Here is a 24,590-nt window from a genome sequence, read left to right on the forward strand (position 1 = left end):
ACAATCTACATCCGATCTCCCCGGCGAAAGCCGGGCCCAGATGGAGGAGCGCTGAAGTGGGCTCTAGAAGCTTTGCGCTCTTCCAATCAGCCCCAGCGCCTTGAGATCTGGGTCCCGGCTTTCGCCGGGAAAGCGGGTTCTGTAGCTACGCGAACGACGTCGGCAGCAGCCGCTCGTAGCCCCGGCGCACCGCGCCGTAGCACTCGCAGGTCATGGTCTCGAGCCCCGCGCGATCCAGGATATCCACCACGCCCCGGCGATAGCGGATCAGGCCCTTGGCCTGCAGCGATCCGGCGACCGCCGTCACGGTGGTGCGCTGGACGCCCAGCATATCGGCCAGGAACTCCTGGGTCAGGCTGATGGTGTTGCTGTCCAGGCGGTCGTGGCACGACAGCAGCCAGCGGCAAAAACGCGCCTCGACCGCGTGCAGGGCGTTGCAGGCGACCGACTGGATGGCGTGGCCGAACAGGGCCTCGTTGTGGCGGTCGACCAGGTCGCGCAGGGCGGCGCTGCGGCTCCAGGCCTCGTGCAGCGGGCCGGACGCGATGCGCAGGGCCGAGCCGGGGGCTTGGACGATGGCGCGGCTCAGTGACTGGCGCGGCGCCACGGCGGCCATCAGGCCCAGGGCGCCTTCCCGACCGATGGTGGCGGACTCGATGGCCGCGCCGTTCTCCATCAGCGTCATCAGCGAGATGATGCAGTCGGTCGGGAAATAGACCTGATCGATCAGGTCGCCCGGATCATAGAGCAGGCGGCCCTTCTCGAGGTCCACCGTGGAAAGATGAGGGGTGAGAAGAGCCCGGTCCTCGGTCGGCAATGCGGAAAGAAGGCGGTTCTTCAAGGTCGCTAACGGCCCAGTCATGGCGAATCGAACGCCGTCTCACGGCAAGGGTTGCAAGCTATAGGTGGGCCAGTTGCTGGGCGCCGTCGCTTAGCCGACACAATCCAGTCAGGAGCGCAGCAAAAAGAAAAGAGTCAGGCAAACTCTTTGTGGGTATCCATCATTTGACATGCTGGTTGTTTGTCGGGAAGTCGACATAACTAGTCAGTCTATCGATCCTTCAACCTCTGATTATCTGGAAGAGGCAAAGAAAAGGCCGCCTTGCGGCGGCCCTCAAGTGAAGGATTTCGTTGGCATGGGCGGCTTCCTTGCGTCCGGGGAGCCGCAAGGAAGGCCGATGGCGCGGGCGGCGGTTCCTACGCCTCAGGCGGTAGGCCCAACCCTAAGGGATGGGGAGGAGGCCTGGTTCGCCTGGTCCCACGCGCGCGGTCGCCCATCAGCTACCCTGAAGGTGAGCGACCCAGCGCCGGTGGCTACTTCGCCTTGGCGAAGGCCGAGGACATCCAGCCCCGGGCGCCGTTCTCGTCGTCGACCTCAATCCAGACGCCGTTGCGCTGGCCGGTCGGATAGACCGCGCCGCCGGCCTTGACCGTGCCGACCGCCGCGCCGTTGGGGGCCGCCGAGCCACGCAGGATGACGTCCTGGGTCGCAGCCAGGGTGGGAAGGGCGGCAGGAGCCGGGCTGGTGGTCGTGAGCGTCGCGGGCACCACGGCGGCGGCCGCGCCGCACTTGCCTTGATAGAGGCCGGCCATCACGGCCCGGCGCTGCTGGGCGACCTGGATGTTCTGGGCTTCGCGCTGGGCCTTGGCGGCCGCGGCGGCCTTGGCCTGCGCGGCGGCGGCGTTGGCGAACATGCCCAGGCCCGGCACCCGGCCCAGGGCGCCGCTGTAGAGCGCGGCGTTGACGCCCAGGCTGGCGGCGGTCTCGGCTCCGCGCGCGGCGCCCTCAGCGCTGGCGATGGCCCCGTTCGAGACGCCCATCACCTGATCCATGCGCGTCATCTCGGCGCTGATCTGGTCGCAGCTCATCGACGCGTCGGTCGGATAGGTCAGCTGCAGGGTCTGAGCGTGGGCGGTGGTCGCGGCGAGGGCGAGGCCCAACACGGCGGCGGTGGCGATGATCTTGGTCATAAGCGGCTCCCCAATGACGGAAGCCGTCTTTGAAACCCGCTCCCCGCGGGACCCCCGGTCCGTCGATACAAGAACAACGGTATCCGGAGGCCGCGAGGGCGGCCTATCCCCAGGACTGGGGGTGGTGTTTCGCTAGAAGCCCATCAGGCGGGCGTAGCGGTCGCGGTGGAAGCTGGCGCCGCCGAACAGGGCCTCGGTGACGCGGGCGCGCTTCATGAACAGGCCGCTGTCGTGGGCGTCGGTCATGCCAATGCCGCCGTGCATCTGGACCATCTCGTTGCTGGCCAGGTGGACCAGCTCCGACGCCTTGGCCTTGGCCAGGGAGGCGAGGGCGCGGGTGTCGCCGCCGGCGTCAAACGCTTCAAGAGCGGCCTCGACGCACGAGCGGGTGGTCTCGATGTCGGTGAACCACTTGGCGGCGCGGTGTTGCAGGGCCTGGAACGTGCCGATGACCTGGCCAAACTGGGTGCGGGTCTTGATGTAGTCCAGCGTGATGTCGAAGGCCGCCGAGGCGCTGCCCAGCATCTCGGCCGCGAGACCCGCATAAGCGCGATCCAGCACCGGCTCCAGCACCGCCCAGCCCTTGTCGACCTCGCCCAGCACCGCGTCGGCGCCGACCTCGACGCCGTCGAAGGCGATCTGGGCCGCGCCGCGCGAGTCCAGCAAAGCGAGGTGGGTACGGGTGACGCCGGGCGCGTCGCCGGGAACCAGGAACAGGGTCAGGCCGTCCGTGCCCGAGCCGCTGGTGCGAGCCGCGACGATCAGCAGATCGGCGGCCTCGCCATCCAGTACGAAGGTCTTGGTCCCATTCAGGACGTAGCCCGCGCCACCCTTGGTCGCGGTCAGGGCGGTGCGGGCCGGATTGTGGTGCGAGCCCTCGTCGATGGCCAGGGTGGCGACGGCCGCGCCGGTGGCGATCTTGCTCAGCCAGGCGGCCTTCTGCGCGTCCGAACCGCCCAGATTCAGCGCCGAGGCGCCGATCATGGCGGTGGAGAGCAGGGGAGAGGCCGCCAGGGTCCGGCCGGTCTCTTCCAGGATCAGCCCCAGGCCCAGATAGCCGAAGGCCGAGCCGTCATGCTCTTCGGGGACGATCACGCCCGCCCAGCCCATCTCGCCCATCTCGGCCCAGGCGGCCGGGTCGAAGCTCTGCCTGGACTTGCCGTCGCGCAGCTTGCGCAGGGCGCCGACGGGCGCGCTTTCGCTGGCCCAGCCCTTGGCGGCGTCGCGCAGCATGGTCTGTTCTTCGGTCAGGACGGCCATCAGGCGTGCTCCCTGGATTGGTGACGGACGGCCCAGTCGAGGGCCTGTTCCAGACGGTCGTTGCCCCAGAAGAGCTCGCCGTCGGCGGTGAGAAAGCTGGGCGCGCCGAACAGACCGCGTTCCTTGGCCTGGCGGACATGGTCCTTCAGCAGGGCCTTGATCGGATCGGACTGGGCGGCGGCCAGGACGTGCTCGGGACCCGCACCGACCTCGGCGATCAGTGGGGCCAGAACCTCGGGACTGCCGATGTCCAGGTCGTCGACGAAGTTGGCCTGGTAGACCGCGCGGCTGAACGCCGGCGTCCAGCCGTCCTCGATCCCGACCAGCGCCACGCGGGCGGCCAGCAGGCTGTTGCGCGGGAACTGGCTGGGATGATGCAGCGGCAGGCCTTGTTGGTCGCAGACCCGCTCAAGGTCCCGCCACATGTACTCGCCCTTCACGGGCACCGCGTTGAACGGGCTGTCGTTCAGCCCCTGCTGCTCATGGAACAGCGGACCCAGCAGGAACGGACGCCAAGCCACGGCCACCCCCTTCTCGGCGGCCAGGCGCTCGATGCGCATGGCCGCCGGATAGGAATAGGTCGAGGCGAACTCGTACCAGAACTCGATCATGGCTTACTGATGATCCAGCAGGCCGAGGACGCGCTTGGCGACGACGTTGAGGTTCACCTCGCTGGTGCCGCCCTCGATCGAGTTGCCCTTGGCGCGCAGCATGGCGCGCGGGGCGGCCAGCTCTTCCGACGCGAAGCCTTCGCCTTCCCAGCCCAGGCCCTGCAGGCCCAGCGCCTCGACCAGCAGCTCGGTGCGCTCCTGGTTCATCTTGGCGGCGGCGTATTTGATGATCGAGACGGCGGCGCTGGGGCCCGAGCCCTGCTTGGATTCGGCCTCGGCGCGGCGCACGGTCAGCATGAAGGCGTGGGCGTCCATCGAATGGGCCGCCAGGCGGGCGCGGAAGTCGCCGTCGGCGATGCGGCCTTCGCTGTCGACGCCGATCTCCTTCTTGGCCGCCTCGACCGGCGATAGGCCACCGCCGCCGCCGAAGCCCGAGGCGCTGATGTTCTGGCGTTCGTATTGGAGCAGCCGCTTGGCGATGTCCCAGCCGCCGTTCAGCTTGCCGACCAGCTGTTCCTTGGGAACCTGCACATTGTCGAAGAAGGTCTCGCAGAAGGGCGACGAGCCGCTGATCAGCTTGATCGGGCGGGCCTCGACGCCGGGCGAGGTCATGTCGAACAGCACGAACGAGATGCCCTCGTGCTTCTTGGTGGTGTCGGTGCGCACCAGGCAGAAGATCCAGTCGGCCTGGTCGGCATAGCTGGTCCAGACCTTCTGGCCGTTGATCAGATAGTGGTCGCCCTTGTCCTCGCACTTGGTCTGGAGGGCGGCGAGGTCGGAGCCGGCGCCGGGCTCGCTATAGCCCTGGCACCAGCGGATCTCGCCCTTCACGATCTGGGGCAGGAAGCGCTGCTTCTGCTCCTCGGTGGCGTATTCCAGGAGCACCGGGCCCAGCATCCAGATGCCGAAGCTCATCAGGGCCGGGCGGGCCTTCAGCCGGCGCAGCTCCTGCTCCAGCACCTTGTTCTGGGCCTTCGAGAGGCCGCCGCCGCCGTATTCCTTGGGCCACATCGGGGCCGTCCAGCCCTTCTCGGCCATGCGGTCCAGCCAGAGTTTCGCGTCCGGGTTCTTCCAGACCATCCGACGGCCGCCCCAGGGAGCCTCGTCCTCGCTGCTCATCGGCGCGTTCAGGGACTTGGGATAGTTGGCCTCCAGCCAGGCGCGGGTCTCGGCGCGGAAGGCGTCGAGCTCGGTTCCCCCGAAATCGGCCATGGTTCTTCTCCCTAAGCGGACGTCTCTGATTGGCGCCCACACTACGCCACGCGACGACGGCGGCAAGTCGATTCAAACGGTCGTTCGCATCTTGGCTGGCGACCATGTCATCGTTTGCGCGCTATACGAGGGCTCACTGCTGAATCCCGCTGGGGATTCGTCTCTCCGGGATCTGGATGTCCTCGACAGTTTTCAGGCCCGCGGCCCTGGCGATCGCCCCGATGCTGGCGGCGATCCTGGCCGCGTCGGCGGGGGTCATGCTGCTGGCCTCGGGCGCGACGCCCTCCGAGCCGACCCGGTTCCTGCTGCTGCTGGCCTTCGCGCCGGACCTGCTGATCGAGATCAGCCACTTCTTCTCCTCGATCCTGGGCCTTGTCTTGCTGCTGCTGGCCTTTGGCCTGCGCGCGCGGCTGGGGGCGGCCTGGTGGGCGGCGCTGATCGTGCTGGCCGCCTCGGCGGTGCTGGCGATCTTCAAGGGCCTGAACTGGGAAGAGACGGCGATGCTGGCCGTCTGCTTCCTGGCGATCCTGCCGTTCCACGACGCCTTTCCCCGCAAGGCCGCCTTGGCCCGGATGGAGATCACGCCCGGCTGGCTGCTTTCGGCCGGCGCGGCCATCGTCGGCGCCAGCCTCTTGGGCTGGTGGTCGTTCAACCACACCGAATTCGCCGACAAGTCCTGGATCCGCGTCCTGCAGGACCATGACGAGGCCGCCCGCGCCATCCGCTCGTCGGTGGCCGCCGCCATCGTGCTGCTGGCCGTTGGCATCTGGCGCCTGATCGCCACCGCCGCCACGCCGGGCGTGGTCGACGACACCGATCCCGAGTTCGACCGCGTCCGCGCCATCCTGGCCAAGGCGCAGGACGCCGAGCCCAGCGCCAACCTGGCCCTGCTGGGCGACAAGCGTTTCCTGTTCTCGGCCTCGGGCGAGAGCTTCCTGATGTTCGGGGTGCGCGGCCGCTCGTGGGTGGCCCTGGGGCCGCCGATCGGCAAGGACGAGGAGCGCATGGAGCTGTTCTGGCGCTTCCGCGAGCTGGCCGACGCCCACGCCGCGCGCGCCGGCTTCTACAACCTGGGTCCCGAGGACCTGCCCGACACCGTCGACCTGGGCCTGGCCATCCAGAAGACCGGCGAGAGCGCCGCCGTGCCGCTGGAAGCCTTCAGCCTGGTCGGCCGCCGCCGCGAGGTGCTGCGTCGCAACTGGCGCAAGGCCGGGGAGGGCGGGGCGGCCTTCGAGGTCCTGCCGGTCGGCGCGGCCACGGCGATCATGGACGAGCTGAAGGCGATCTCCGACGTCTGGCTCTCGCACCACGCCGGCGGCGAGAAGAGCTTTTCGATGGGCGGCTTCGACCCGCGCTACGTGGCCGAGTTCCCGGTCGCGGTGGTGCGGGGCGAGGAGGGCAAGATCGTCGCCTTCGCCACCCTGTGGCTGACGGCCTGCAAGACCGCGTTCTCGATGGATCTGATGCGCTACTCCGACGAGGCGCCCAAGAACGTCATGGACTACCTGTTCGTCGAGCTCCTGCAGTGGGGCAAGGACGAGGGCTACCAGGCGTTCGAGTTCGGCGTCGCGCCGTTGGCGGGGCTGGAGGATCGTCCCCTGGCGCCGATCATGTCGCGGGTGGGCCGGCTGCTCTACGAGCGCGGCGAGGAGATCTACAATTTCCAGGGCGTGCGGCGGTACAAGGACAAGTACGACCCCGTCTGGCAGCCGCGCTACATTGCCGCGCCCCACAAGTGGGCCATCCCTTTCCTGCTCGCCGACATCGGTCTGCTGTCCTCGGGCGGCATGTCCGGGCTGACGAAACGGCCCAAAAAGGCCGCCAGCTGACGGGTGCGACTCCTGCGACCTAGTAGCGCTGCTGGTTGCCGGTCTGGACGCCCAGCAGGTTGAACAGATGCACCAGCATCAGCATCAGGGCGACCACGCAGACCATCATCAGGGGACGCCACGGGATCATGCGCGGGCCCTTTAAAATATTGAGCGGACGCGCGCCGCGCCAGCCGCAGAAGACGGCCAGGATCAGGAACGCGCTCGCGGCGATGATCGTTAGGGTCAAGTCCATGGCCGCTTCTAGGCCTGCGACAATCGGCCTGGCAAATGGTTAACCTGCGTTAACCCTCTTGCGTTTTAACCACGCTACAGAACCTTGGGACTCCGTTCCGATTCCTCCACAATGAATCGATCCGCCACTAGATCTGGCGTTTTGGTCGCGTTTACACCCCAGGAATCGGTGACTAGCGTTTTCCTCAGATGCGAGGAGATCGATTCGCAATGACTGCGGCGTCGCCATGGAGCGTTAAGGGGATCGACCCCAAGGCACGAGAGGTCGCTAAAGACCTCGCGCGTCGCTCCGGCATGACTCTGGGCGAATGGCTCAATCGGATGATCATCGAAGGCGATGGTCTGGGTTCGGAGCAGAATGCCGGCTCCGAAAACACGCCGAACCGCGCCTATCTGGAGATCGTCAAGGGCGACGCGCCCTCGCGCATCGAGATCGCCGAACACCCGGCGGACGAGGTCGGCCGCGTGGCCTTGGCCCTGGACCGCCTGACCCAGCGCATCGAGGCCGCCGAAGGCCGCAACGCCGCCGCCATTTCCGGCATCGACCACTCGGTCCGCGACGCGCTCACGCGTTTGGGACAATCCGAGCGTGAACAGATCGCCGTCGCCGCCCGTTTTGAAGGCGCTGTGGACGAGCTTAAGACCGAGCAGAGCCGCGCGACCGAGCGCGTGCGTCGCATCGAGACCGAGGCGGCTGGCCCGCGCTCGGCCGAGGCCCTGCGTGCCCTGGAAGGCGCTCTGGGTAAGGTCGCCGGCCATCTCTATGACGGCGAGGCTCGCACCCGCGAGGCGATCGCCGCCCTGGAAGCCCGTATAAACGAACAATCAGCCGCTGCTCCTCAGGATCCGTCCGCCCTGGTCGACGCCGTCGTGGCGCGCCTGTCCGAACGTCTTGAAGCCGCCGAGACCCGCACCAGCGAGGCCCTGCGCGAAATGAGCTCGTCGTTCTCGGCCCTGGACCAGCGCATGGGCGCGGTCGAAGGCGCCAACCCGGCCGCCGGCGTGCAGGAGCGCCTGGACAGCCTGGCCGCCACCCTGACCCAGAAGATGGAAGCCGCTCGCGTCGAGATGGCCGCCAAGCTGCGCGACACCGCCGACGGTCGTTTCGACCGCATGGAGCGCAAGCTGGGCGAGATGGCCGCGCACGTGCAGGCCGCCGAGCAGCGCTCGGCCCAGGCCATCGAGCGCATGGGCCGCGAAGTGGTCGGCGTCGCCGACGCCTTCAACCGCCGCGTCCAGGCGTCCGAGCAGCGCAACGCCACCGCCATCGAGCAGGTCGGCGGGGAAGTGGCGCGCATCGCCGCCACCGTCGAGCACAAGCTGAACCGCAACGACAGCGTCCAGGCTCAAGCCCTGGAAAAGCTGGGCAGCGAGATCGCCCGCATCACCGAGAAGCTGGCCGAGCGCATCGGCAGCGCCGAGCGTCGCAACGCCCTGGCCATCGACGATGTCGGCGAGCAGGTCGCCCGCGTCACCGAGCGCCTGAACCAGCGTCACGAGCGTTCCAGCCAGGAGCTGGTCGACCGCATCCGCCAGAGCGAGGAGCGCACGCTCCGCATGCTGGAGGAAGCGCGCGAGAAGATCGACACCCGCCTTCACGACGCCGCCCGCAAGCTGGAGGCCGCTCCGGCCCCCGCGCCCGTCGCGGCGGCCCCGACCCCGGCGCCCGCGCCGGCTCGCGCCGCGCCGCCGCCGGTCTCGCCGTTTGAAGAGAGCTACTTCAACCAGGCCGCTTCGTTCAGCGGTCATGAAGAAGAAGAGCAGGACGTCTTCGCGGCGCCGGCTCCGTCGCGCGCTCAAGCTGCCCCCTCGTATGCCGAGGACGTCGCCGAATTCCCGGCCGCCGAGCCGGAGGAGCCCAGCTTCGGTCACGACGACTACGCCCTGGCCGACGGCTTCGAGCCGGAAGCGCCGCGCTACGAGATCGAGCCGGACGTCTCCGACTTCGCCCCGGCCGAGCCGACGCGTCCGATGTCGACCCGCGACATCATCGAGCAGGCCCGCGCGGCCGCCCGCGCGGCGGCTGCCGCCGACGCCAAGGGCGGCGGCAAGGCCAAGCCGGAGAAGAAGGGCAAGGCCGCCAAGGCCGAGAAGTCGGGCGCGTCGCTGTTCAGCGGCTTCGGCTTCGCCGGCAAGAAGACCAAGAACCGCCTGGGCGCCACCGTGGCGACCGTCGCCGTCGCCATCGGCTCGGCGGCTGTCGTTGGCGCTGGCGTCGGCGGCCTGATGCTGATGAACACCGACGGCGCCGGCGCGCTGCCGCCGCGCGTGGCGGACGCCATCAACGGCCGCAAGGCCGACGTCGAGATCACCGGTCCGGAAGCCGACACGACGCCGGGCGCGCCCCGCGCGGCTGTCGCCCTGACGGCCGCTCAAGCGACTCCGGTCGCCGCCGAGACCCCGGCTCAGCCGACCGATGAAGCCAAGGCCCTGTTCGAGGATGGCGTCCGCAAGATCGAGACGGGCGACCGCTCGGGCCTGGACGGCGTCAAGAAGGCCGCCAACGGTGGCTATCCGGCCGCCCAGTTCTACCTCTCGAAGATGTTCGAGGCCGGCAAGGGCGGCGTGAAGTCGGATATGCCGGAGGCCCGCCGCTGGAGCGAGCGCGCCGCCGCCGGTGGCGACCCGCGCGCCATGCACAACCTGGCGCTCTACTATTTCAAGGGCGAGGGCGGTCCGCGTAACGTGACCACCGCCGCGACCTGGTTCCGCAAGGCCGCGGACCTGGGCCTCGTCGACAGCCAGTTCAATCTGGCCCAGCTGTACGAAGGCGGCTACGGCGTCAGCCAGAACCCGGCCGAGGCCTACAAGTGGTACGTGATCGCCGGCCGCGCCGGTGACGCCACCGCCCGCAGCCGCGCCACGGCCCTGCGCGCTCAGCTGACCGCTGAAGCCCAGCAGACCGCCGACCGTTCGGCCCAGGCCTTCCGTCCGCAGACGCAGACCACGGCCAGCCTGTCGACCGGCGCCGCTCCGGCCGCCGCCAACGCCAATCTGGGCATGGCCCAGCGGGTGTTGTCGCAACTGGGCTATTACCAAGGTCCGCGCGACGGCGTCGCTTCGCCGGCCCTGCGCATGGCCATCCAGGCCTATCAGCGTGATCAGGGCCTGCCCTCGACCGGCAGCGTCGATGGCGAGACGCTGAACAAGCTTTCGGTCTACGCGCGCTAGCCACGCGTTGACGCGCAAGGCGCGGCCCGGCAATCAGGGTAAACCCTGACGCCGCAAGGGCCGCGCGAGCTTTGCACTTCTACCTTCCCATCGCCGAGGTCTCGGTGAATGCGCTGCTGCTGGTAGTGCTGGGCGGGCTCGTGGGCTTCATCTCGGGCATGTTCGGCATTGGCGGCGGCTTCCTGATGACGCCGGTGCTGGTGTTCATGGGCATCCCGCCGGTCGTGGCCGTGGCCAGCGAGGCCAACCACGTCGCGGCCTCGTCGGTCTCCAGCGTCATCGCCTACAGCAAGAAGCGTTCGGTCGACTTCAAGATGGGCGCGGTCTTGGCCAGCGGCGGGGCGATCGGTTCGTTCGCCGGGGTCGAGGTGTTCCGCTGGCTGCGCCTGATCGGCCAGGCGGATCTGGCGGTGTCGGTCTCGTACCTGCTGTTCCTGGGCGTGATCGGCGCGCTGATGCTGACCGAGTCAGTGGGCGCGATCCTGCGTCGTCGCAGCGGACAGCCGCCCAAGCCGCGTCGCGACCGCCGACCGGCCTTGCTGTACGCCCTGCCGTTCAAGATTCGCTTCCCGCGCTCGCGGCTCTACATCAGCGTCATTCCGCCGATCCTGCTGGGCGTCTTCGTCGGCATCCTGTCGGCGGTGATGGGCGTGGGCGGCGGCTTCATCCTGGTGCCGGCCATGATCTACCTGCTGCGCATGCCCGCGCCGGTGGTGGTGGGCACCAGCCTGTTCCAGATCGTCATCACCACTTCGCTGACCAGCGTGCTGCAGGCCGGCCGCAACCAGACGGTCGACATCGTGCTGGCGACCCTGCTGCTGCTGGGCGGGGTGATCGGGGCCCAGCTGGGCGCGAGGGCCTCGGGCCGGTTCCGCGCCGAGGAGTTGCGGGCGCTGCTGGCGCTGCTGGTGCTGCTGGTTGGCCTGCGCATGGGCGCGGACCTGTTCATCAAGCCCGACGAGGCCTTCGTTATCATGACGGGGACGGCGCGATGATCCCCTTGGTCGAAGCGCCTCCCGCGCCCGCGGTTTCTGCGGCCCTGACCGACACCGAGATCCGGGTCAGCTCCGGCTTCCGCGGCGCGCGGATCGTGCTGTACGGCGCGGTGTTCGATCCTAAGGATCGACCCAGCGACATCGTCGTCATCGTGCGCGGCCCCGACCAACCGTTGCGCATCGCCCGCAAGACCCAGGTCGCCGGTCTGTGGCTGAACAGCCGTCCCGTCGTGTTCCACGGCGCGCCGGGCTTCTACCGCGTGGCCTCGACCCGCAAGCTGCAGGACATCGCCGGCTTCGCGCCGCTGCGTCACCTTGGCGCGGGCCTGGAGCACCTGGCCATCGCCGCGCCGCTGGAGCAACGCGTCGAGACCACATACGGCGTCCGCGATGTCGTGGTCAGCCGACTCGGCGCCGACTATCTGGATTGGCGACGCGCCGTGCTGCGTCTGAAAGAAAAGGCCGGCCTCTACGCCGCCGACCCGCAGGGCGTCCGCTTTGTGGACAAGGGCCTGTTCCGCGCCCAGCTGGACTTGCCCGCCGAGGCCCCGATCGGCCAGTACACGGCCCGGATCGTCCTCTTCCAGGACGGAAAACCGGTCTCGATCCGCGATCGCACCCTGGTGGTCGAGAAGGCGGGGGCCGAGCGCGCCCTCTACGTCTTCGCCAAAGATCGTCCGTGGACCTATGGGCTCGTGTCGGTAATAGTCGCGCTCGGGGCAGGGTGGGCCGCTTCGGTGGCCTTCCGAAGGAGTTGAGTCATGAACGAGTCCGCGGGGGTGCGGACGCCGGTGCCGCCGGCGGTATGGGTCTTTGGTCTATCGACCCTTATTCCCTTTTTCATCGCGTCGATGCTGTTTTGCTACGGCCCCGCGCCCATCCAGAAGTCGGCCTTGCTGGGCCTGCTGGCCTATTCGGCCGCCATGGTCTCGTACTTCGGCGGCGTGCGCAGCGGGCTCGAGATCGAGAACGTCAGCCCGCGCTGGTCGGTGCTGGGCATCTCCCTGCTGTTCCCCCTGGCCGGGTTCGGCCTGCTGCTGGGCGAGCTGAAGTTCGAGCCGGCCTGGCAGCTGTCAGGCTTCCTGCTGGTCTTCCTGCTGCAATGGGTCTGGGACGTCACCGACCACGACGGCCCCACCTGGCGCCCGCGCATGCGCACCCTGCTGACCGCCGGCGCGGCGATCTCGCTGGCGTTCTCGCTGGAGCAGGCGCTGCATATGTAGATTTCCCTCTCCCCTTGAGGGAGAGGGTGGCCCGCGCAGCGGGTCGGGTGAGGGGTTGCGCTCCGTTGTCCGGACAGGCCTTTCAACCCCTCATCCGTCAGCTTCGCTGACACCTTCTCCCGCAAGGGGAGAAGGAAGCTTTAGTCCGGCCGCAGCGACTTCATCCCCACCGCGTGGACTCGGCTCGGCCCCAGCGCACCCGCCAGCAGCGGGCCGGCGAACAGGTTCGAGAACGCTTCGTCCAGGATGTTCAGACCGCCCGTGAAGGCCCCGAAGGCCGGGAGCACCAGGCGCTGGCCGTCGGTGACGAAGCAGCGGCGGCGGGTGGTGGCCCGGCCGCTGGAGACCTTGGCCGCCGGGTGCAGGTGGCCGGCGACCTCGCCCAGCTGAACGCCAGGCAGAGGCTCGTGGCGCAGGGTCAGGCCGGCGATCTCGGCTTCATCGATGATCTCACCCGGCAGCGCCTTGGGGCCGTCGGCGTCGTGGTTGCCCACCGCCCAGACAAGCTCGCGCCCCACCGCCAGGCCTTCCAGGCGCTTGTAGTCGTCGACCGCCAGGCGGGCCTCACCGTCGCCGTCGTGGAAGCTGTCGCCTAAGAAGATCAGCCGCGCCGGCGAGAGCAGGGCGATCTCGCGGTCCAGGCGGTCCAGGGTCTCGCGGGTGTCGTAGGGCGGCAGCATCTGGCCAAAACGCGCGGCGTAGCTGCTGCCCTTCTCGAAGTGCAGGTCGGCCACGACCAGGGCGCGCTCGCGCTCCAGCCACAGGCCGCCGGACCAGCGCAGCATGACCTCGACATTGGAGAGGCCGATCCGCAGGCCGCCGCAGGTTGAAGGGGAGAAACGCGTCACGACATGGCCTCGGCGATCAGGTCTTCCTCGGCCTCGGCCAGGATCATTTCGCCGGCGGCGTCGCCCGGCGCGCGCTCCCGGCCGATCTCCAGCATGATCGGCACGGCGAAGGGCGAGACGCGGTCCAGCTGGACGTGGCGGATGTGGCCGCGCACGCGCTGGAGCATGTCGCCCAGGCGGGCGATGTCGAGCATGCCGGTGGCCGCATCATGGCGGGCGCAGCGCAGCATCAGGTGGTCGGGTTGGTGTTTACGCAGCACGTCGTAGATCAGGTCGGTCGAGAAGGTTACCTGCCGTCCGGACTTCTCGGCGCCGGGGTGGCGGCGTTCGATCAGCCCGGCGATCAGGGCGCAATGCTTGAAGGCCCGCTTCATCATGAAGCTCTCGTCGAGCCAGGCCTCCAGGTCGTCGCCTAGCATGTCCTGGGCGAACAGTTCGTCGAGATCCAGACTGTCCATCGGCCGCAGCGACCAGATGTTCAGCGCATAGTCGTTGCAGACGAAGCCCAGCGGCCCCACGCCCAGGCGGTCCAACCGCCGGGTCAGCAGCATGGCCAGGGTGGTGTGGGCCAGGCGGCCGTCGAACGGGTAGCAGACCATGTGGAAGCGCTTGCCGCGCTGGAAGGTCTCCAGCAGCATTTCGCCCTCATCGGGGATGGCCGAGCGGATCTTCTGCCAGGCCAGCCATTCCTGGACGTCCGGGGGCAGGGCTTTCCACTCGGTCTCGTCGTGCATCATCTGGCGCACGCGGCTGGCCAGATAGGTCGACAGCGGGAACTTCGAGCCGCCCCAGCTGGGCATCTTCGGGTCGTCGTTCGGGGCAGGCGAGACGAAGGCGTCGGCGCCGACCAGGCTGTTGTAGCGCCAGACCTGGCCGGCGAAGATGAAGGTGTCGCCCGGCGTCAGCTGCTCGAAATAGCCTTCCTCGGCCTCGCCGATCTTGCGGCCGCCCATGGGGCGTTTGCCGCCGCCGATGCGGATGTTGATCATGCCCGGCGTGACGATGACGCCGACGTTCATGCGGTGCTGCTGCCGGGCATGGCCGTCGCGGGCGGTCCACAGGCCGTCCTGGGTCTGCACGATGCGGCGGAACTTGTCGTAGGTGCGCAGGGCGTAGCCGCCGGTCGAGACGAAGTCGACGACGGTCTCGAAGTCCTCCCAGCTGAGGTCCGCATAGGGACCGGCTGAGCGGACCTCGTCATAGAGATCGGTCAGCTTGAAGGGCTCCGAGCACGCGCAGCCCATGATGTGCTGGGCCAGGACGTCCAAGGCGCCGACACGAGGCGGATCACCGTCCAGGTGGTTTTCCAGGATGGCGTCGGCGGCGGCGCGGCATTCCAGCATCTCGAAGCGGCTGGCGGGCACGAACAGGGCGCGGCTGGGCTCGTCCAGGCGGTGGTTGGCGCGGCCGATCCGCTGGACCATCCGCGAGGCGCCCTTGGGCGCGGCCAGCTGGATGACCAGATCCACGTCGCCCCAGTCGATGCCCATGTCGAGCGTGGAGGTGCAGACCACGGCCCGCAGCTCGCCGCGCGCCATGGCCGCCTCGACCTTGCGGCGTTGCTCGGCCGAGAGGCTGCCGTGGTGCAGGGCGATCGGCAGGCCCTCGTCGTTCAGCTCCCACAGGCGTTGGAACGCGAACTCGGCCTGGAAGCGGGTGTTGACGAAGATCAGCGCCGTCTGGCTCTGCTTGATGATCTCGTAGACCTCGGCCATGGCGTGCTCGGCCGTGTGGCCGGCCCAAGGCACGCGGCCGCCGGAAACCAGCACCTCGACCACCGGCTGCGCGCCGCCCGAGCCGAGGACGAGGTCGACGGCCTCGCCAGCGCCCAGCCATTTTCGCACCAGGTCCGGATCGTCAACCGTCGCCGACAGGCCCACCCGCCGCATGTTCGGCGCGAACTGCTGCAGGCGGGCCAGATCCAGCGCCAGCAGGTCGCCGCGCTTGGACGGCCAGATGGCGTGGGCCTCGTCGATGATCACGCAGCGCAGGTCGGCGAAGTATTCGCGCGCCCCTTCCCAGGCGCAGAACAGGGCCAGCTGCTCGGGCGTGGTCAGCAGGATGTCCGGCGGCTTGATGCGCTGGCGGGCCTTGCGGCTTTCGCCCGTGTCGCCGGTGCGGCTCTCGGCCACGATCGGCAGGCCCATCTCGCGGATGGGGGTCAGCAGGTTGCGCTCGACGTCGACGGCCAGGGCCTTCAGCGGCGAGATGTAGAGGGTGTGGATGCCGGCCGGCGTATTGCGCGGCGGGCGCTGCGCCAGCTCGATCAGGCTGGGCAGGAAGCCCGCCAGGGTCTTGCCGCCGCCCGTCGGGGCGATCAGCAGCGCCCCGCGACCGGCCCGCGCTTTCTCCAGCATGGCCAGCTGATGCGCGCGAGGGCTCCAGCCGCGGGCGGCGAACCAGTCTCGGAACTTCGGGGGAAGGGCGTCAGCCGCGAGCATTGATCGCGGTATAGCATGTTCCCCTTCTGTTTCGTCCAGTGATTACGGCTCCAGGCCGTAGGTCACCATGACGCGGGCCGTCCGCACGATCGGCTGGGGCGCGTAGTTCAGCGGCGAAGTCAGCTGCACGGCCGAGACCGGCAGGGGCGGAGGTGGCGGTGGCGGAGGCGGCGCGCCATAGCTGAAGGCCCCGATCGGCATCTCCTGGCTGTCCTGCACACGGACGATCGGGCCCAGCTTCACGCCGGACGCGGCCGCGATCAGCTGGGCCTGCCGCTTGGCGTCGGCGATCGCATCGCGCATGGCCGCTTCGTTCAGGGCCTTGTCGTCGGTCACGCCGCCGCCCGAGGCGTTGACGTCCGCCCCGCCCAACTGGGCGATCAACGAGGCCGCGTCGCCGGCGCGTGAGGCCGGGGTAATGCGTAGCTGGAAGCCCTGGGTGGCGATGCTGCCGACGATCGTGCAGTCGCCGCTCGTCATCTGCGGATAGCCACGGTTCTCGCAGCCCTTGGCGCGGACTTCGCGGATCTGCAGGTTGAAGCTGCGGGTCTCGGTCGTGGGTTTGCCGGGCAGCTTGGGCAGGCTGGCCTCGAGCCGCGCCTGGGCCAGGGCGAGAGCTTTGACGGCCTCAGGCGAGGCGGCGCCTTCGCCCCGCAGCGTGAAGTTCAGGAAGGCGTAGTCGGCCAAGCGCTCGGCCCGGCCGCTGCCGACGACATTGATGGTTGGCGCGGGGGCTTCTGCGGCCAGCGCCGGCGCTGCGACGGCGAGCAGGCTGATGGCGAGGAGGGCGTGGCGCACGAATGAGGCTCCATTGGAGGTTGTGAGTTGAGTATTCGGCGAGGTCGATCGGCTTGGCAATCGGGCGCCGCGTCGTTCGTCGCCGCCTGACGGGCGAGTCCGGTTGCGCGGGCGGCCTGTTCCGGTGTCTGGCTTGACGTCAGGCTCCTCGGTGCGACGATCCGGGGGACGGTGGGGTGCGATGCGTCGACGAGTTCTGCCTGTGATGTTGGCCTTGGCGCTGTCGGTCTCCGGCGGCGCGGCCTTCGCGCGGGCGGATGCGGGACCGGAAGCCAAGGCGACCTTCGAGGCCACCCTGCGTGACGCCCAGGGCGGTGACGCCACCCGCTATGTCGACCTGGCCATGCTCTACCTGGACGGCGAGGGCGTGACCCGCGACGTGCCACAGGCTCTGGCTTGGCTACGCAAGGGCGTGGCTCGCGGTGACACCGACGCCATGGTCGAGCTGGGCAATATCTACTTCGACGGCGCGGACGGCGTGCCCAAGAACCGACGCGCGGCCCTGATGCTCTATAGCGAGGCCGCTCGGCTGGGCGATCCGAACGGCATGTACAATATCGGGGTCAGCCACGAGGGCGGCAACGGCCTGCCCCCGGACCCGCGCGTGGCGCTGGCCTGGTACCTGAAGGCCGCCGACGCCGGTTCCGCCCGCGGGGCCTATAGCGCTGGCGAGGCCTATCTGGCCGGCTACGGCACGCGCAGGGACACCGCCAAGGGCGTGGCCATGCTGCGGCGCGCGATCGAGATGGGTTCGGCCGACGCCATGAACGAGATGGGCCGACTGCACTCGGAAGGTTCGGGCGTGAAGCAGGACCATGCCGAGGCCGTGCGCTTCTACGCCGCCGCCGCCAGCAACGATCTGGCCGCCGGCATGTCGAACCTGGGTGTGGTGCACCACAACGGCGAAGGCGTGCCGGTCAACTACACCGAGGCCATGCGCTGGTTCCAGCGGGCCGCCGATCGCGGCTACCTCGAAGCCTGGTACGACTTGGGCATCATGTGCGAGCGCGGTCAGGGCATCGCCGCCAATGACGAGCTGGCTCTGATGATGTACCGCAAGGCCGCGCAGAGCGACGAGCCGGAGCTGCGCCGCAAGGCCCAGAAGGCGGTCAATCGGCTGCTGGGCCTGGACGACGAGGAAGACGACGGCTCGATCGGCTAGATACCCCGTTGTTCTTATTCTGTTTCGCGCCGGTTTTTGCTAACAGACTCGCGTGACTGCTTCCCCCCCGACTCTGGACCTGGCGCCCGCCCTGGTCGTCCTGCCCGGACCGCGCGCCGGCGTGGCCGATGGCGGCGGCGAAGGCCGGATGCTGCGTCCGCCGGATGCGCGGGACCTGTTCGAGCACGGCCCGGTGCTGGTGGCCCACGCGGCCATGACCGCCCGCCGCCTGAACCTGTCGCCGCCAGCGCGTCACGCCCGCTTGTTCGACGTGCTGGAACTCTATGCCTTCGTCCGCCCAGCAACCTTCTGCGCGCCCTCGGCCGTGGGCCTGGCCATGGCGCTGGGCCTGCGCGAGCCACACGGCGCCGCCGAACAGGCCCAGAGCCTGCGTGAGAGCGCTGACGCCTTGCTGCGCGAGCTGGCCCTGACGCCGGTTCCGTCGCGCGAGGAAGCCCTGGCCGTCGCCGAGACCCTGGCCAAGGCCGGCTGGTCGTGGGGGCCGGCGGTGATCGGCGCCTTGCGTTCGGTGCAGGCCGGAAACCACTTCAGAGGCTCGGGTCTGGATGTCTGGGCGCGCCTGTTGGAATGGGAAGACCAAGCCCCGCCCGGTGAGGCTGGCTCGCGGCCGATCGATCCCGAACGCGCCGGTGAGCGCCTGGCCCAGCTGCTGCAGCGCTCCGGCCTGGAAGAGGTGCGCGAGGCTCAGGCGATCTTCGCCAAGGAGGCGGCCTTCGCCTTCCAGCCGCGTGAGCGCGAGGGCGAGCCGCGCATGATGCTGGCCGAGGCCGGCACCGGCGTCGGCAAGACCCTGGGCTATCTGGCGCCGGCCTCGCTGTGGGCCGAGGCCAACGGCCCGTCGGTCTGGGTCAGCACCTATACCCGCGCCCTGCAGCGGCAGATCGAGCGCGAGAGCCGGTCGATCTATCCCGACCCCAAGGAGCGGGCCAAGAAGGCTGTCGTCCGCAAGGGGCGTGAGAACTATCTGTGCCTGCTGAACTTTCAGGAACAGATCAACAGCGCCCAGCTGGGCAATGGCGACCTGATCGGCCTGGCCCTGACGGCCCGCTGGACCCGCGCCACTCGCGACGGCGACATGACCGGCGGCGACTTCCCGGCCTGGCTGCCGACGCTGAGCGCGGTGCCGCCCTCGGCCCAGGCCAGCCCGTCGAACCTGGTCGACCGACGCGGAGAGTGCATCCACGCCGGCTGCCAGCACTATCGCATCTGCTACATCGAAAAGGCCGTGCGGGCGTCCAAGCGCGCCGACCTGGTGATCGCCAACCACGCTCTCGTCCTGACCCAGGCCGCCTTCGACGGCGCGCGGACGGCGCGGGGGCTGAAGAGCGACGGCGAGACCACAAGCCTCAAGCGCATTGTCTTCGACGAAGGCCACCACCTGTTCGAGGCCGCCGACAGCGCGTTCTCGGCGGCGCTTTCGGGCGCCGAGGCGGCGGAACTGCGGCGCTGGATCCGGGGACCCGAAGGCCGCGGCCGGCGGGGCAGGGGGCTTGAAGCGCGTCTGCTCGACATCCTGGGTGACCGTGAGGGGGCGCGCGGGGCGATGAACCAGGTCATCCAGGCCGCCGCCGCCCTGCCGGGCGAGGGCTGGTCGGGTCGGGTCGCGCCCCCGGACGGCCAGATCAATCCGATCGGGCCGATCGAGAACTTCCTGGTCGCGGTGATCGAGCAGCTGCGCGCCCGCACCAGCGATCGTGGCGGGGCCGACCTGGGCCTGCAATGCGACGCCCGTCCGGCCACCGACCTCGTCCGCGAGCGCGCGCCGGAGGCCGCCAAGGCCCTGGCCGCCATCGAAGCGCCGCTGCTGGCCCTGGCTCGCGCCCTTGAGGACGTGCTGGACGAGGACGCCGAACACCTGGGCGCCTCGGAACGCGCTCGGATCGAAGGCGCGCTGCGCGGCCTGGACCGTCGCGCCCGCATGACCCTGCCGGCCTGGCGCTCGATCCTGAAGGCCATCGAGGACGACGACGTCGAACCGACCGAGACCGATCCGGACTTCGTCGACTGGTTCGAGGCCACCTTCCTGTACGGCCGCGTGGTCGATGCCGCCTGCCGCCGTCACTGGGTGGATCCCACCGAGCCGCTGCGCGCGGCGGTGCTGTCGCCGGCCCACGGGGTGCTGGTGACCAGCGCCACCCTGGTCGACCCGGCCCTGGAGGATCCGTTCGCCCTGGCCGAGATGCGCACGGGGGCGGCGCGCCTGCCGTCCGCGCCCAAGGTGCTGCGCCTGGCCTCGCCGTTCGACTATGAGAACAACGCCAAGGCCTATGTCGTCACCGACGTGAACAAGGAAGACCCGCGCCAGGTCTCGGCCGCCATGCGCGAGCTGTTCCTTGCGGCCGGGGGCGGGGGTCTTGGCCTGTTCACCGCCATCCGTCGCCTGAAAGCCGTGCACGAGCGCATCGCCGCGCCGCTGGCCGACAATGGCCTGGCCCTCTACGCCCAGCATGTCGATCCGCTGGAGGTGGGCGCGCTGGTCGACATCTTCCGGGCCGAGGAGGACGCGTGCCTGCTGGGCACCGACGCCATCCGCGACGGGGTGGACGTGCCGGGCCGATCTCTGCGCCTGCTGGTCTTCGACCGCGTGCCCTGGCCGCGTCCGGACGTACTGCACAAGGCCCGCCGCCTGCGCTTTGGCGGCAAGGGTTATGACGACGCCGTGGCGCGCGCCCGCATCAGCCAGGCCTTCGGCCGCCTGATCCGCCGCGCCGACGACCGGGGCGTCTTCGTCATGCTGGATGCGGCCGCGCCGACCCGGCTGTTCTCCAGCCTGCCCGAGGGCGTGACCCTGGAACGGGTCAGCCTGGTCGAGGCGATCGAGGCCACCGCCGCATTTTTGTCGAAGGATCGGTCTTAAGAACGGCTCCGCTTGTTTCGGGGTCTTTTGGATTGGTCCGTCTTCTAGGTTTGATCGTGGTCGGAGCGTTTTTGACGGCCAGCACGGCGCGCGCCGACGAGTTCGTGCGCGGCGACTGCCGTAGCGTCGTCATGCCCAGCGCCGTCCTCAAATACGACACGCCCGAGCACGCTCGCTGGTACAAGCGCTTCTGGACCGGCGACTGCGATCACCTGGCCCTGTGCCTGCCCGGCGCGCCCAACTGGAACGAGGTGGTCGGCAAGCTGCTGGTCAAGGGCGGCCCCAAGGAGCAGCTCGCCTTGCTCCCCAAGGCCTGCCGCCTGGGACAGCTGATCGGGCTTGAGTGGTCGCGGGACAAGAAGGTCAAGCACATCACCACCGGCGACCTGAAGGTCTTCAACACCATGCTGGAAGCATCCGGCGACGCCCTGCGCGGGGTCGACCAAGTGGATTCCAAGGCCCGCGCCCTGACCGCCACGCGATAGACACGCACTGACTCAAAGCCGTCGAATTTCTGCAATCGGGGCGTCCTAAAAGGGCGTCACAGGGGAGGCCGTCAGTCCAGGAGCGTACCGATGATGACCCGAACCGCTGCCGACCTCGCGATCGACGAAGCCGCCACGCCCGCGCGTGCCCGGTCGGCCCGCGCCCTGGTCCAGGCGGTCCGCTGGCGCACGGGTCTCAGCCAGGCCGACTTCGCCCGCGTGTTCCACATCGACCTGACGCTGCTGGAAGACTTGGAGCACGGCGAGGCGCGCCCGGATGCCGCCCTGACCGCCTATCTGCGAGTCATCGACCACGCGCCCCACGTCGTGCGCGCGGCGCTGGGCGAAAGCATTTCCTGAAAGCTCGGACACCGTCCAGGTCCGGATGATTTCTGGCCGGATCGGTAGCGCTATCTTTTTTCAATGCTCGCCGTCGAATTCACGACGGATTGGTGACGCTTCTACGTTAGACAACTTGAGGTGTCGCGACTCGGCGCCTTGTCAGCGGCGGGGCGTAAGATGGTCGAGCGTCTGTTCTTCTTCCATAATCCCAAGGCGGGCGGGACTTCTCTGGTCTCCGCGCTGAAGGGCCTGTTCACGACCGAGCGCCGCTGTCCGGTGATCGAGAACGACGCGACCGAGCATGCCGCGCGCGGAGGTTGCTATGACGTCTTCGCCGGCTACGACCTTTATGCGGGCCACTACGGTCTGGATATCTACCAGGCGGTGGGTGAGGGGATGGCGGCGGCGACGAACTTCCGCTGGCCGGTCGATCGCGTGGTTTCAGTCTATCGCTACTTCCGCCACGTGGTCGAGATGAGCGATGCCCAGGCCCGCGATCCGCGCTGGCGGGCGGTGTCGTTGGCCAAGCAACTGTCGCTGAACGACTTCGTGACCTGCGACGACCCGGCGGTGGTGATCCATACCTATGACCATCATTTCCGCCAGCTGACGGGCTCGGGCTGGTCGCCGGTCTATGAGGGCGACCAGGCGTCGGCCAAGACGCTGATCGACCAGATGGTCTGGTTCTATGTCTGCGAGCACCCCTACGAGTCGCTGGCCTGGGCCGACATGGCCTTCGCGGGGCGGTTGCCGGGCGTGCGCCGGCTGAACGTCACGGGCGGCGAGGATACGGCCGAGGCCTTGAACCCCAAGGCCCACCGCCAGTTGCTGTCGCAGAACCAGAACGACATCGCCCTCTATCAATACGCGCTCGGCCGGCTGCTCGCCGAAGTGACGCCAGCCGAGACGCGTCTGATCGCCTGAGGCTGCTTAAGCCTGGGCGTCCACGTATTTGATCAGCGTCGCCATGTTGGCGATGAACGCCCCCGTGGAGATGCCGATCGCCGGATGCGGATCCGGATAGGGCGAGGTGTCGTACTTGTCGCCGACCTTGGTCTCGGAGAAGTCGCCAGGCGTCGGGGTGGCGGGGCCATCGCCGATATAGGGCTGGCTGGTCGAGGTCAGGGGCGTGGGCCACCAGCCCTCGGCGTTCAGCTCGGCCGTCAGCTTGGCGACCTTGGCCGGATCGGCCTGGACGCCCTTGGTCGCCGAACTGGACAGGTCGCCGCCGACGGTGAGGTCGTCGACCGAAAGGTCCTTGACCATGAAGTACTTGGGCAGCGGGCGAGTGCCCTTCAGCGGCGAGTGCTTGCTGGCCTCTTCGGGACCCATGGCCTTCAGCTTCTCGTAGCGCGCGCGCATGCCCTTGGTGTCGACGCTGCGGAACGACGAGTAGTGAGTGACCGTCTTCTCGGGGTTCTCGTCGGTGTAGTAGCGGCCGTTGACGACGTTCGAGCCCGTGCGGTGCACGAACAGCGGACGGCCGTTGCCGATCTGGATGAACGTCGGATAGCGCGGCTTGCCGGGCATGACGTTGTCGGGCAGGCGCACGCTGTCCAGCCAGTCCAGGGCTTCCGGCACGCGGGCGATGTACTTCGGGTCGCCCGTCAGCTGGTAGAAGGTCATCAGCTGCGAGAGGCAGCTGGCGCTGGCGTGGGTGGCGAAGGCCTTGGGCTCGTAGGTGCGGGCGCCGGCCGGCTTCAGGTCGGCGACGGTGTGCTGCAGGCCCCAGCCCGGCTGCGGCATCGGCTGCTGGCAGGCGACGTAGCAGTCCATGGCGCGACGGATCGGGTCCAGGACGCTTTTGTCGCCCAGGGCCTGGTAGACCATGATCAGGAACTCGATGTTCTCGCCGACCACGTCATCGTTGAAGGTGATGAAGCTGGTGTAGTCCGGATTGCCGTGGTGGTGGAACTCGTCCTTCAGCGGATAGCGCTGCGGCCAGCCGCCGACCGGATACTGGCTGTCGAGGACGAACTTCAGGGCCTTCTCGAAGGCGGCCTTGTACTTGGCGTCCTTCTTCTCGACGTACATGCGCAGCATGAACTTGCAGCACTCGGCGGTGCCTTCGTCGTCGAAGGTGCAATTGCCGTAGTAGTGCTGGAATTCCTCGAGACGCCAGCCGTTCTTGCCGATGGTGTCGTACCACTTCTTCAGCGAGGCCTCGCCGGCCATGTCGCCGATGTAGTTCCAGCCGCCGGCCGGGTTCTGGATGGCGATCAGGGCGTCGGCGGCCTTGCAGGCGGCGTCGTAATAATACTCGTCGCCCGTGGCGTGATAGGCGTCCAGGAACAGGTGGCCCACGGTGCCGGTGCCGGGAGGCTGCACCCAGATCATCGTCGGGAAGGCTTCCATCTCGCCCCAGCGGCGCGAGAAGTCGGGCAGGTAGCTCCAGACGTAGCCGCCCTTGTAGGCGGCCTTTTCGACCATGAACTTGGAGGCCTTCTTCATCACGTCCAGCGCCTGGGTCTTGCTGGTCTGGGCCATGGCCTTGAACGGAAGACCGGCGGCCGCGAAGGCGGCGGCGGTGGTGGCCATCAGGCGGCGGCGAGAGATGGGGCTGAGCGGCATGCGGTAACTCCGGCTGGCGCGGAGCCGTCATCGTACCGGAAGAGCCAGGCCAAAGGGTGGGCCTTAGAAGCGTTCCTCCCAGGCCGATAAGGGCCCCGTCGTCTTGTCGCGACGATCTTTATGCAGCTTGCTACCGGTGTCATTGATTTGACCACCCATTTTTGCGACCGGTCCCATCGGGCGGGCCAAGTGCGGCGCCTCGTCGCGGGGGAAATCCCGGTTTCTGGTCGAGCCCATTGATCGCAAACGATTTCTAGCTTGACCGGCTCCTCAAAATGGGGCCTGCGACAGGGCGACGCGTTGCCTGCCGATCCGCGTTCGGCGAAATAGCGTCATCAGTTTTGAGGCGACGCCGCCGCGCTCGTGTTTCAGCGCAGCCGACGCCGTCCTGTTGGGGAACAGGACAACGCCCCCGGACCTTCCAGGTCCGGGGGCGTTTTCATTTCCGGCTATGCTTGGATTTTAACATTCTGTGACAATCGGGCGCACGCCAAACGTTGGTTAATGAACGGTGTGCGTCCAGCGGTCGCATGGTGGTGTCATTCATGTCCTGTAAACG

20 protein-coding genes are annotated in these 24,590 nt (G+C 68.6%); 10 read left to right on the forward strand and 10 right to left on the reverse strand.

Going from position 1 to position 24,590, the window contains the following annotated elements:
* Window positions 1-145: 145 nt before the first annotated feature.
* The 5 genes from J7528_RS00685 to J7528_RS00705 all read right to left on the reverse strand — a co-directional run bounded on the left by J7528_RS00685 (window position 146) and on the right by J7528_RS00705 (window position 5,054).
* Entirely contained in the window at window positions 146-772 is a 627-nt protein-coding gene (locus J7528_RS00685) for a Crp/Fnr family transcriptional regulator (protein WP_291870329.1), read from the reverse strand.
* A 542-nt stretch (window positions 773-1,314) separates the two neighbouring features.
* On the reverse strand, window positions 1,315-1,971 hold the full coding sequence (locus J7528_RS00690; RefSeq protein WP_291870330.1) for an SH3 domain-containing protein: 657 nt from the start codon (window positions 1,969-1,971) through the stop codon (window positions 1,315-1,317).
* Window positions 1,972-2,103: 132 nt separating this feature from the next.
* Complete coding sequence (locus J7528_RS00695; RefSeq protein ID WP_291870333.1) at window positions 2,104-3,231, reverse strand: acyl-CoA dehydrogenase family protein; 1,128 nt, start codon at window positions 3,229-3,231, stop codon at window positions 2,104-2,106.
* A complete protein-coding gene (locus tag J7528_RS00700; RefSeq protein WP_291870334.1) occupies window positions 3,231-3,842 on the reverse strand; it encodes a 2-hydroxychromene-2-carboxylate isomerase in 612 nt (203 codons plus the stop codon). The genes J7528_RS00695 and J7528_RS00700 overlap by 1 nt, the downstream gene beginning before the upstream one ends.
* A 3-nt stretch (window positions 3,843-3,845) precedes the next feature.
* Complete coding sequence (locus J7528_RS00705; protein ID WP_291870337.1) at window positions 3,846-5,054, reverse strand: acyl-CoA dehydrogenase family protein; 1,209 nt, start codon at window positions 5,052-5,054, stop codon at window positions 3,846-3,848.
* 176 nt (window positions 5,055-5,230) lie between these two features.
* Between J7528_RS00705 and J7528_RS00710 the strand changes: the two genes are divergently transcribed.
* On the forward strand, window positions 5,231-6,883 hold the full coding sequence (locus J7528_RS00710; protein WP_291870338.1) for a bifunctional lysylphosphatidylglycerol flippase/synthetase MprF: 1,653 nt from the start codon (window positions 5,231-5,233) through the stop codon (window positions 6,881-6,883).
* 19 nt (window positions 6,884-6,902) lie between these two features.
* On the opposite strand, the gene J7528_RS00715 is transcribed toward J7528_RS00710, so the two are convergent.
* A complete protein-coding gene (locus J7528_RS00715) occupies window positions 6,903-7,118 on the reverse strand; it encodes a hypothetical protein (RefSeq protein WP_291870341.1) in 216 nt (71 codons plus the stop codon).
* A 209-nt stretch (window positions 7,119-7,327) separates the two neighbouring features.
* Between J7528_RS00715 and J7528_RS00720 the strand changes: the two genes are divergently transcribed.
* The 4 genes from J7528_RS00720 to J7528_RS00735 all read left to right on the forward strand — a co-directional run bounded on the left by J7528_RS00720 (window position 7,328) and on the right by J7528_RS00735 (window position 12,506).
* Entirely contained in the window at window positions 7,328-10,288 is a 2,961-nt protein-coding gene (locus tag J7528_RS00720; RefSeq protein ID WP_291870343.1) for a peptidoglycan-binding protein, read from the forward strand.
* 71 nt (window positions 10,289-10,359) lie between these two features.
* A complete protein-coding gene (locus J7528_RS00725; RefSeq protein ID WP_291870345.1) occupies window positions 10,360-11,283 on the forward strand; it encodes a sulfite exporter TauE/SafE family protein in 924 nt (307 codons plus the stop codon).
* Window positions 11,280-12,041, forward strand: a complete 762-nt coding sequence (locus tag J7528_RS00730; RefSeq protein ID WP_291870347.1) for a TIGR02186 family protein — start codon at window positions 11,280-11,282, stop codon at window positions 12,039-12,041. Before J7528_RS00725 ends, J7528_RS00730 begins: the two co-directional genes overlap by 4 nt.
* 3 nt (window positions 12,042-12,044) lie before the next feature.
* Window positions 12,045-12,506, forward strand: a complete 462-nt coding sequence (locus J7528_RS00735; protein WP_291870349.1) for a DUF3429 domain-containing protein — start codon at window positions 12,045-12,047, stop codon at window positions 12,504-12,506.
* Between the two features lie 140 nt (window positions 12,507-12,646).
* Here J7528_RS00735 and pdeM read toward each other — a convergent pair whose 3' ends face one another.
* Genes pdeM through J7528_RS00750 form a run of 3 tightly spaced genes read right to left on the reverse strand, consistent with a single transcriptional unit; the run spans window position 12,647 to window position 16,593 of the window.
* Complete coding sequence (gene pdeM / locus J7528_RS00740; RefSeq protein WP_291870350.1) at window positions 12,647-13,354, reverse strand: ligase-associated DNA damage response endonuclease PdeM; 708 nt, start codon at window positions 13,352-13,354, stop codon at window positions 12,647-12,649.
* Entirely contained in the window at window positions 13,351-15,795 is a 2,445-nt protein-coding gene (locus J7528_RS00745; protein ID WP_291870352.1) for a ligase-associated DNA damage response DEXH box helicase, read from the reverse strand. The genes pdeM and J7528_RS00745 overlap by 4 nt, the downstream gene beginning before the upstream one ends.
* 42 nt (window positions 15,796-15,837) lie before the next feature.
* A complete protein-coding gene (locus J7528_RS00750; RefSeq protein ID WP_291870353.1) occupies window positions 15,838-16,593 on the reverse strand; it encodes an SIMPL domain-containing protein in 756 nt (251 codons plus the stop codon).
* Between the two features lie 205 nt (window positions 16,594-16,798).
* Here J7528_RS00750 and J7528_RS00755 point away from each other — a divergent pair, with 205 nt between their 5' ends.
* The 5 genes from J7528_RS00755 (at window position 16,799) to J7528_RS00775 (ending at window position 22,384) form a co-directional block, all read left to right on the forward strand.
* Window positions 16,799-17,755 carry a tetratricopeptide repeat protein gene (locus J7528_RS00755; protein ID WP_291870355.1) on the forward strand — a complete coding sequence of 319 codons (957 nt, stop codon included), beginning with the start codon at window positions 16,799-16,801 and terminating at the stop codon, window positions 17,753-17,755.
* 52 nt (window positions 17,756-17,807) lie between these two features.
* Complete coding sequence (locus J7528_RS00760; RefSeq protein ID WP_291870357.1) at window positions 17,808-20,633, forward strand: ATP-dependent DNA helicase; 2,826 nt, start codon at window positions 17,808-17,810, stop codon at window positions 20,631-20,633.
* A 71-nt stretch (window positions 20,634-20,704) separates the two neighbouring features.
* Complete coding sequence (locus J7528_RS00765) at window positions 20,705-21,118, forward strand: hypothetical protein (protein ID WP_291870359.1); 414 nt, start codon at window positions 20,705-20,707, stop codon at window positions 21,116-21,118.
* Window positions 21,119-21,211: 93 nt separating this feature from the next.
* Entirely contained in the window at window positions 21,212-21,478 is a 267-nt protein-coding gene (locus J7528_RS00770; protein ID WP_291870361.1) for a hypothetical protein, read from the forward strand.
* Window positions 21,479-21,637: 159 nt separating this feature from the next.
* Window positions 21,638-22,384: a hypothetical protein gene (locus J7528_RS00775; protein WP_291870363.1), complete on the forward strand. Its 747-nt coding sequence runs from the start codon at window positions 21,638-21,640 to the stop codon at window positions 22,382-22,384.
* Window positions 22,385-22,390: 6 nt separating this feature from the next.
* On the opposite strand, the gene J7528_RS00780 is transcribed toward J7528_RS00775, so the two are convergent.
* Window positions 22,391-24,031 carry a pectate lyase gene (locus J7528_RS00780; protein ID WP_291870365.1) on the reverse strand — a complete coding sequence of 547 codons (1,641 nt, stop codon included), beginning with the start codon at window positions 24,029-24,031 and terminating at the stop codon, window positions 22,391-22,393.
* Window positions 24,032-24,590: the final 559 nt, after the last annotated feature.

Origin of the sequence: Caulobacter sp. (assembly GCF_017744445.1) — a bacterium.
Taxonomy (GTDB): Bacteria; Pseudomonadota; Alphaproteobacteria; order Caulobacterales; family Caulobacteraceae; genus Caulobacter.

Coding starts and splice junctions, on each gene's coding strand:
- J7528_RS00770 (WP_291870361.1), top strand. CDS start 21,212: ATGACCCGAACCGCTGCCGACCTCGCGATCGACGAAGCCGCCACGCCC.
- J7528_RS00705 (WP_291870337.1), bottom strand. CDS start 5,054: ATGGCCGATTTCGGGGGAACCGAGCTCGACGCCTTCCGCGCCGAGACC.
- J7528_RS00775 (WP_291870363.1), top strand. CDS start 21,638: ATGGTCGAGCGTCTGTTCTTCTTCCATAATCCCAAGGCGGGCGGGACT.
- J7528_RS00745 (WP_291870352.1), bottom strand. CDS start 15,795: ATGCTCGCGGCTGACGCCCTTCCCCCGAAGTTCCGAGACTGGTTCGCC.
- J7528_RS00715 (WP_291870341.1), bottom strand. CDS start 7,118: ATGGACTTGACCCTAACGATCATCGCCGCGAGCGCGTTCCTGATCCTG.
- J7528_RS00690 (WP_291870330.1), bottom strand. CDS start 1,971: ATGACCAAGATCATCGCCACCGCCGCCGTGTTGGGCCTCGCCCTCGCC.
- J7528_RS00695 (WP_291870333.1), bottom strand. CDS start 3,231: ATGGCCGTCCTGACCGAAGAACAGACCATGCTGCGCGACGCCGCCAAG.
- J7528_RS00780 (WP_291870365.1), bottom strand. CDS start 24,031: ATGCCGCTCAGCCCCATCTCTCGCCGCCGCCTGATGGCCACCACCGCC.
- J7528_RS00755 (WP_291870355.1), top strand. CDS start 16,799: ATGTTGGCCTTGGCGCTGTCGGTCTCCGGCGGCGCGGCCTTCGCGCGG.
- J7528_RS00710 (WP_291870338.1), top strand. CDS start 5,231: ATGTCCTCGACAGTTTTCAGGCCCGCGGCCCTGGCGATCGCCCCGATG.
- J7528_RS00720 (WP_291870343.1), top strand. CDS start 7,328: ATGACTGCGGCGTCGCCATGGAGCGTTAAGGGGATCGACCCCAAGGCA.
- J7528_RS00735 (WP_291870349.1), top strand. CDS start 12,045: ATGAACGAGTCCGCGGGGGTGCGGACGCCGGTGCCGCCGGCGGTATGG.
- J7528_RS00730 (WP_291870347.1), top strand. CDS start 11,280: ATGATCCCCTTGGTCGAAGCGCCTCCCGCGCCCGCGGTTTCTGCGGCC.
- J7528_RS00700 (WP_291870334.1), bottom strand. CDS start 3,842: ATGATCGAGTTCTGGTACGAGTTCGCCTCGACCTATTCCTATCCGGCG.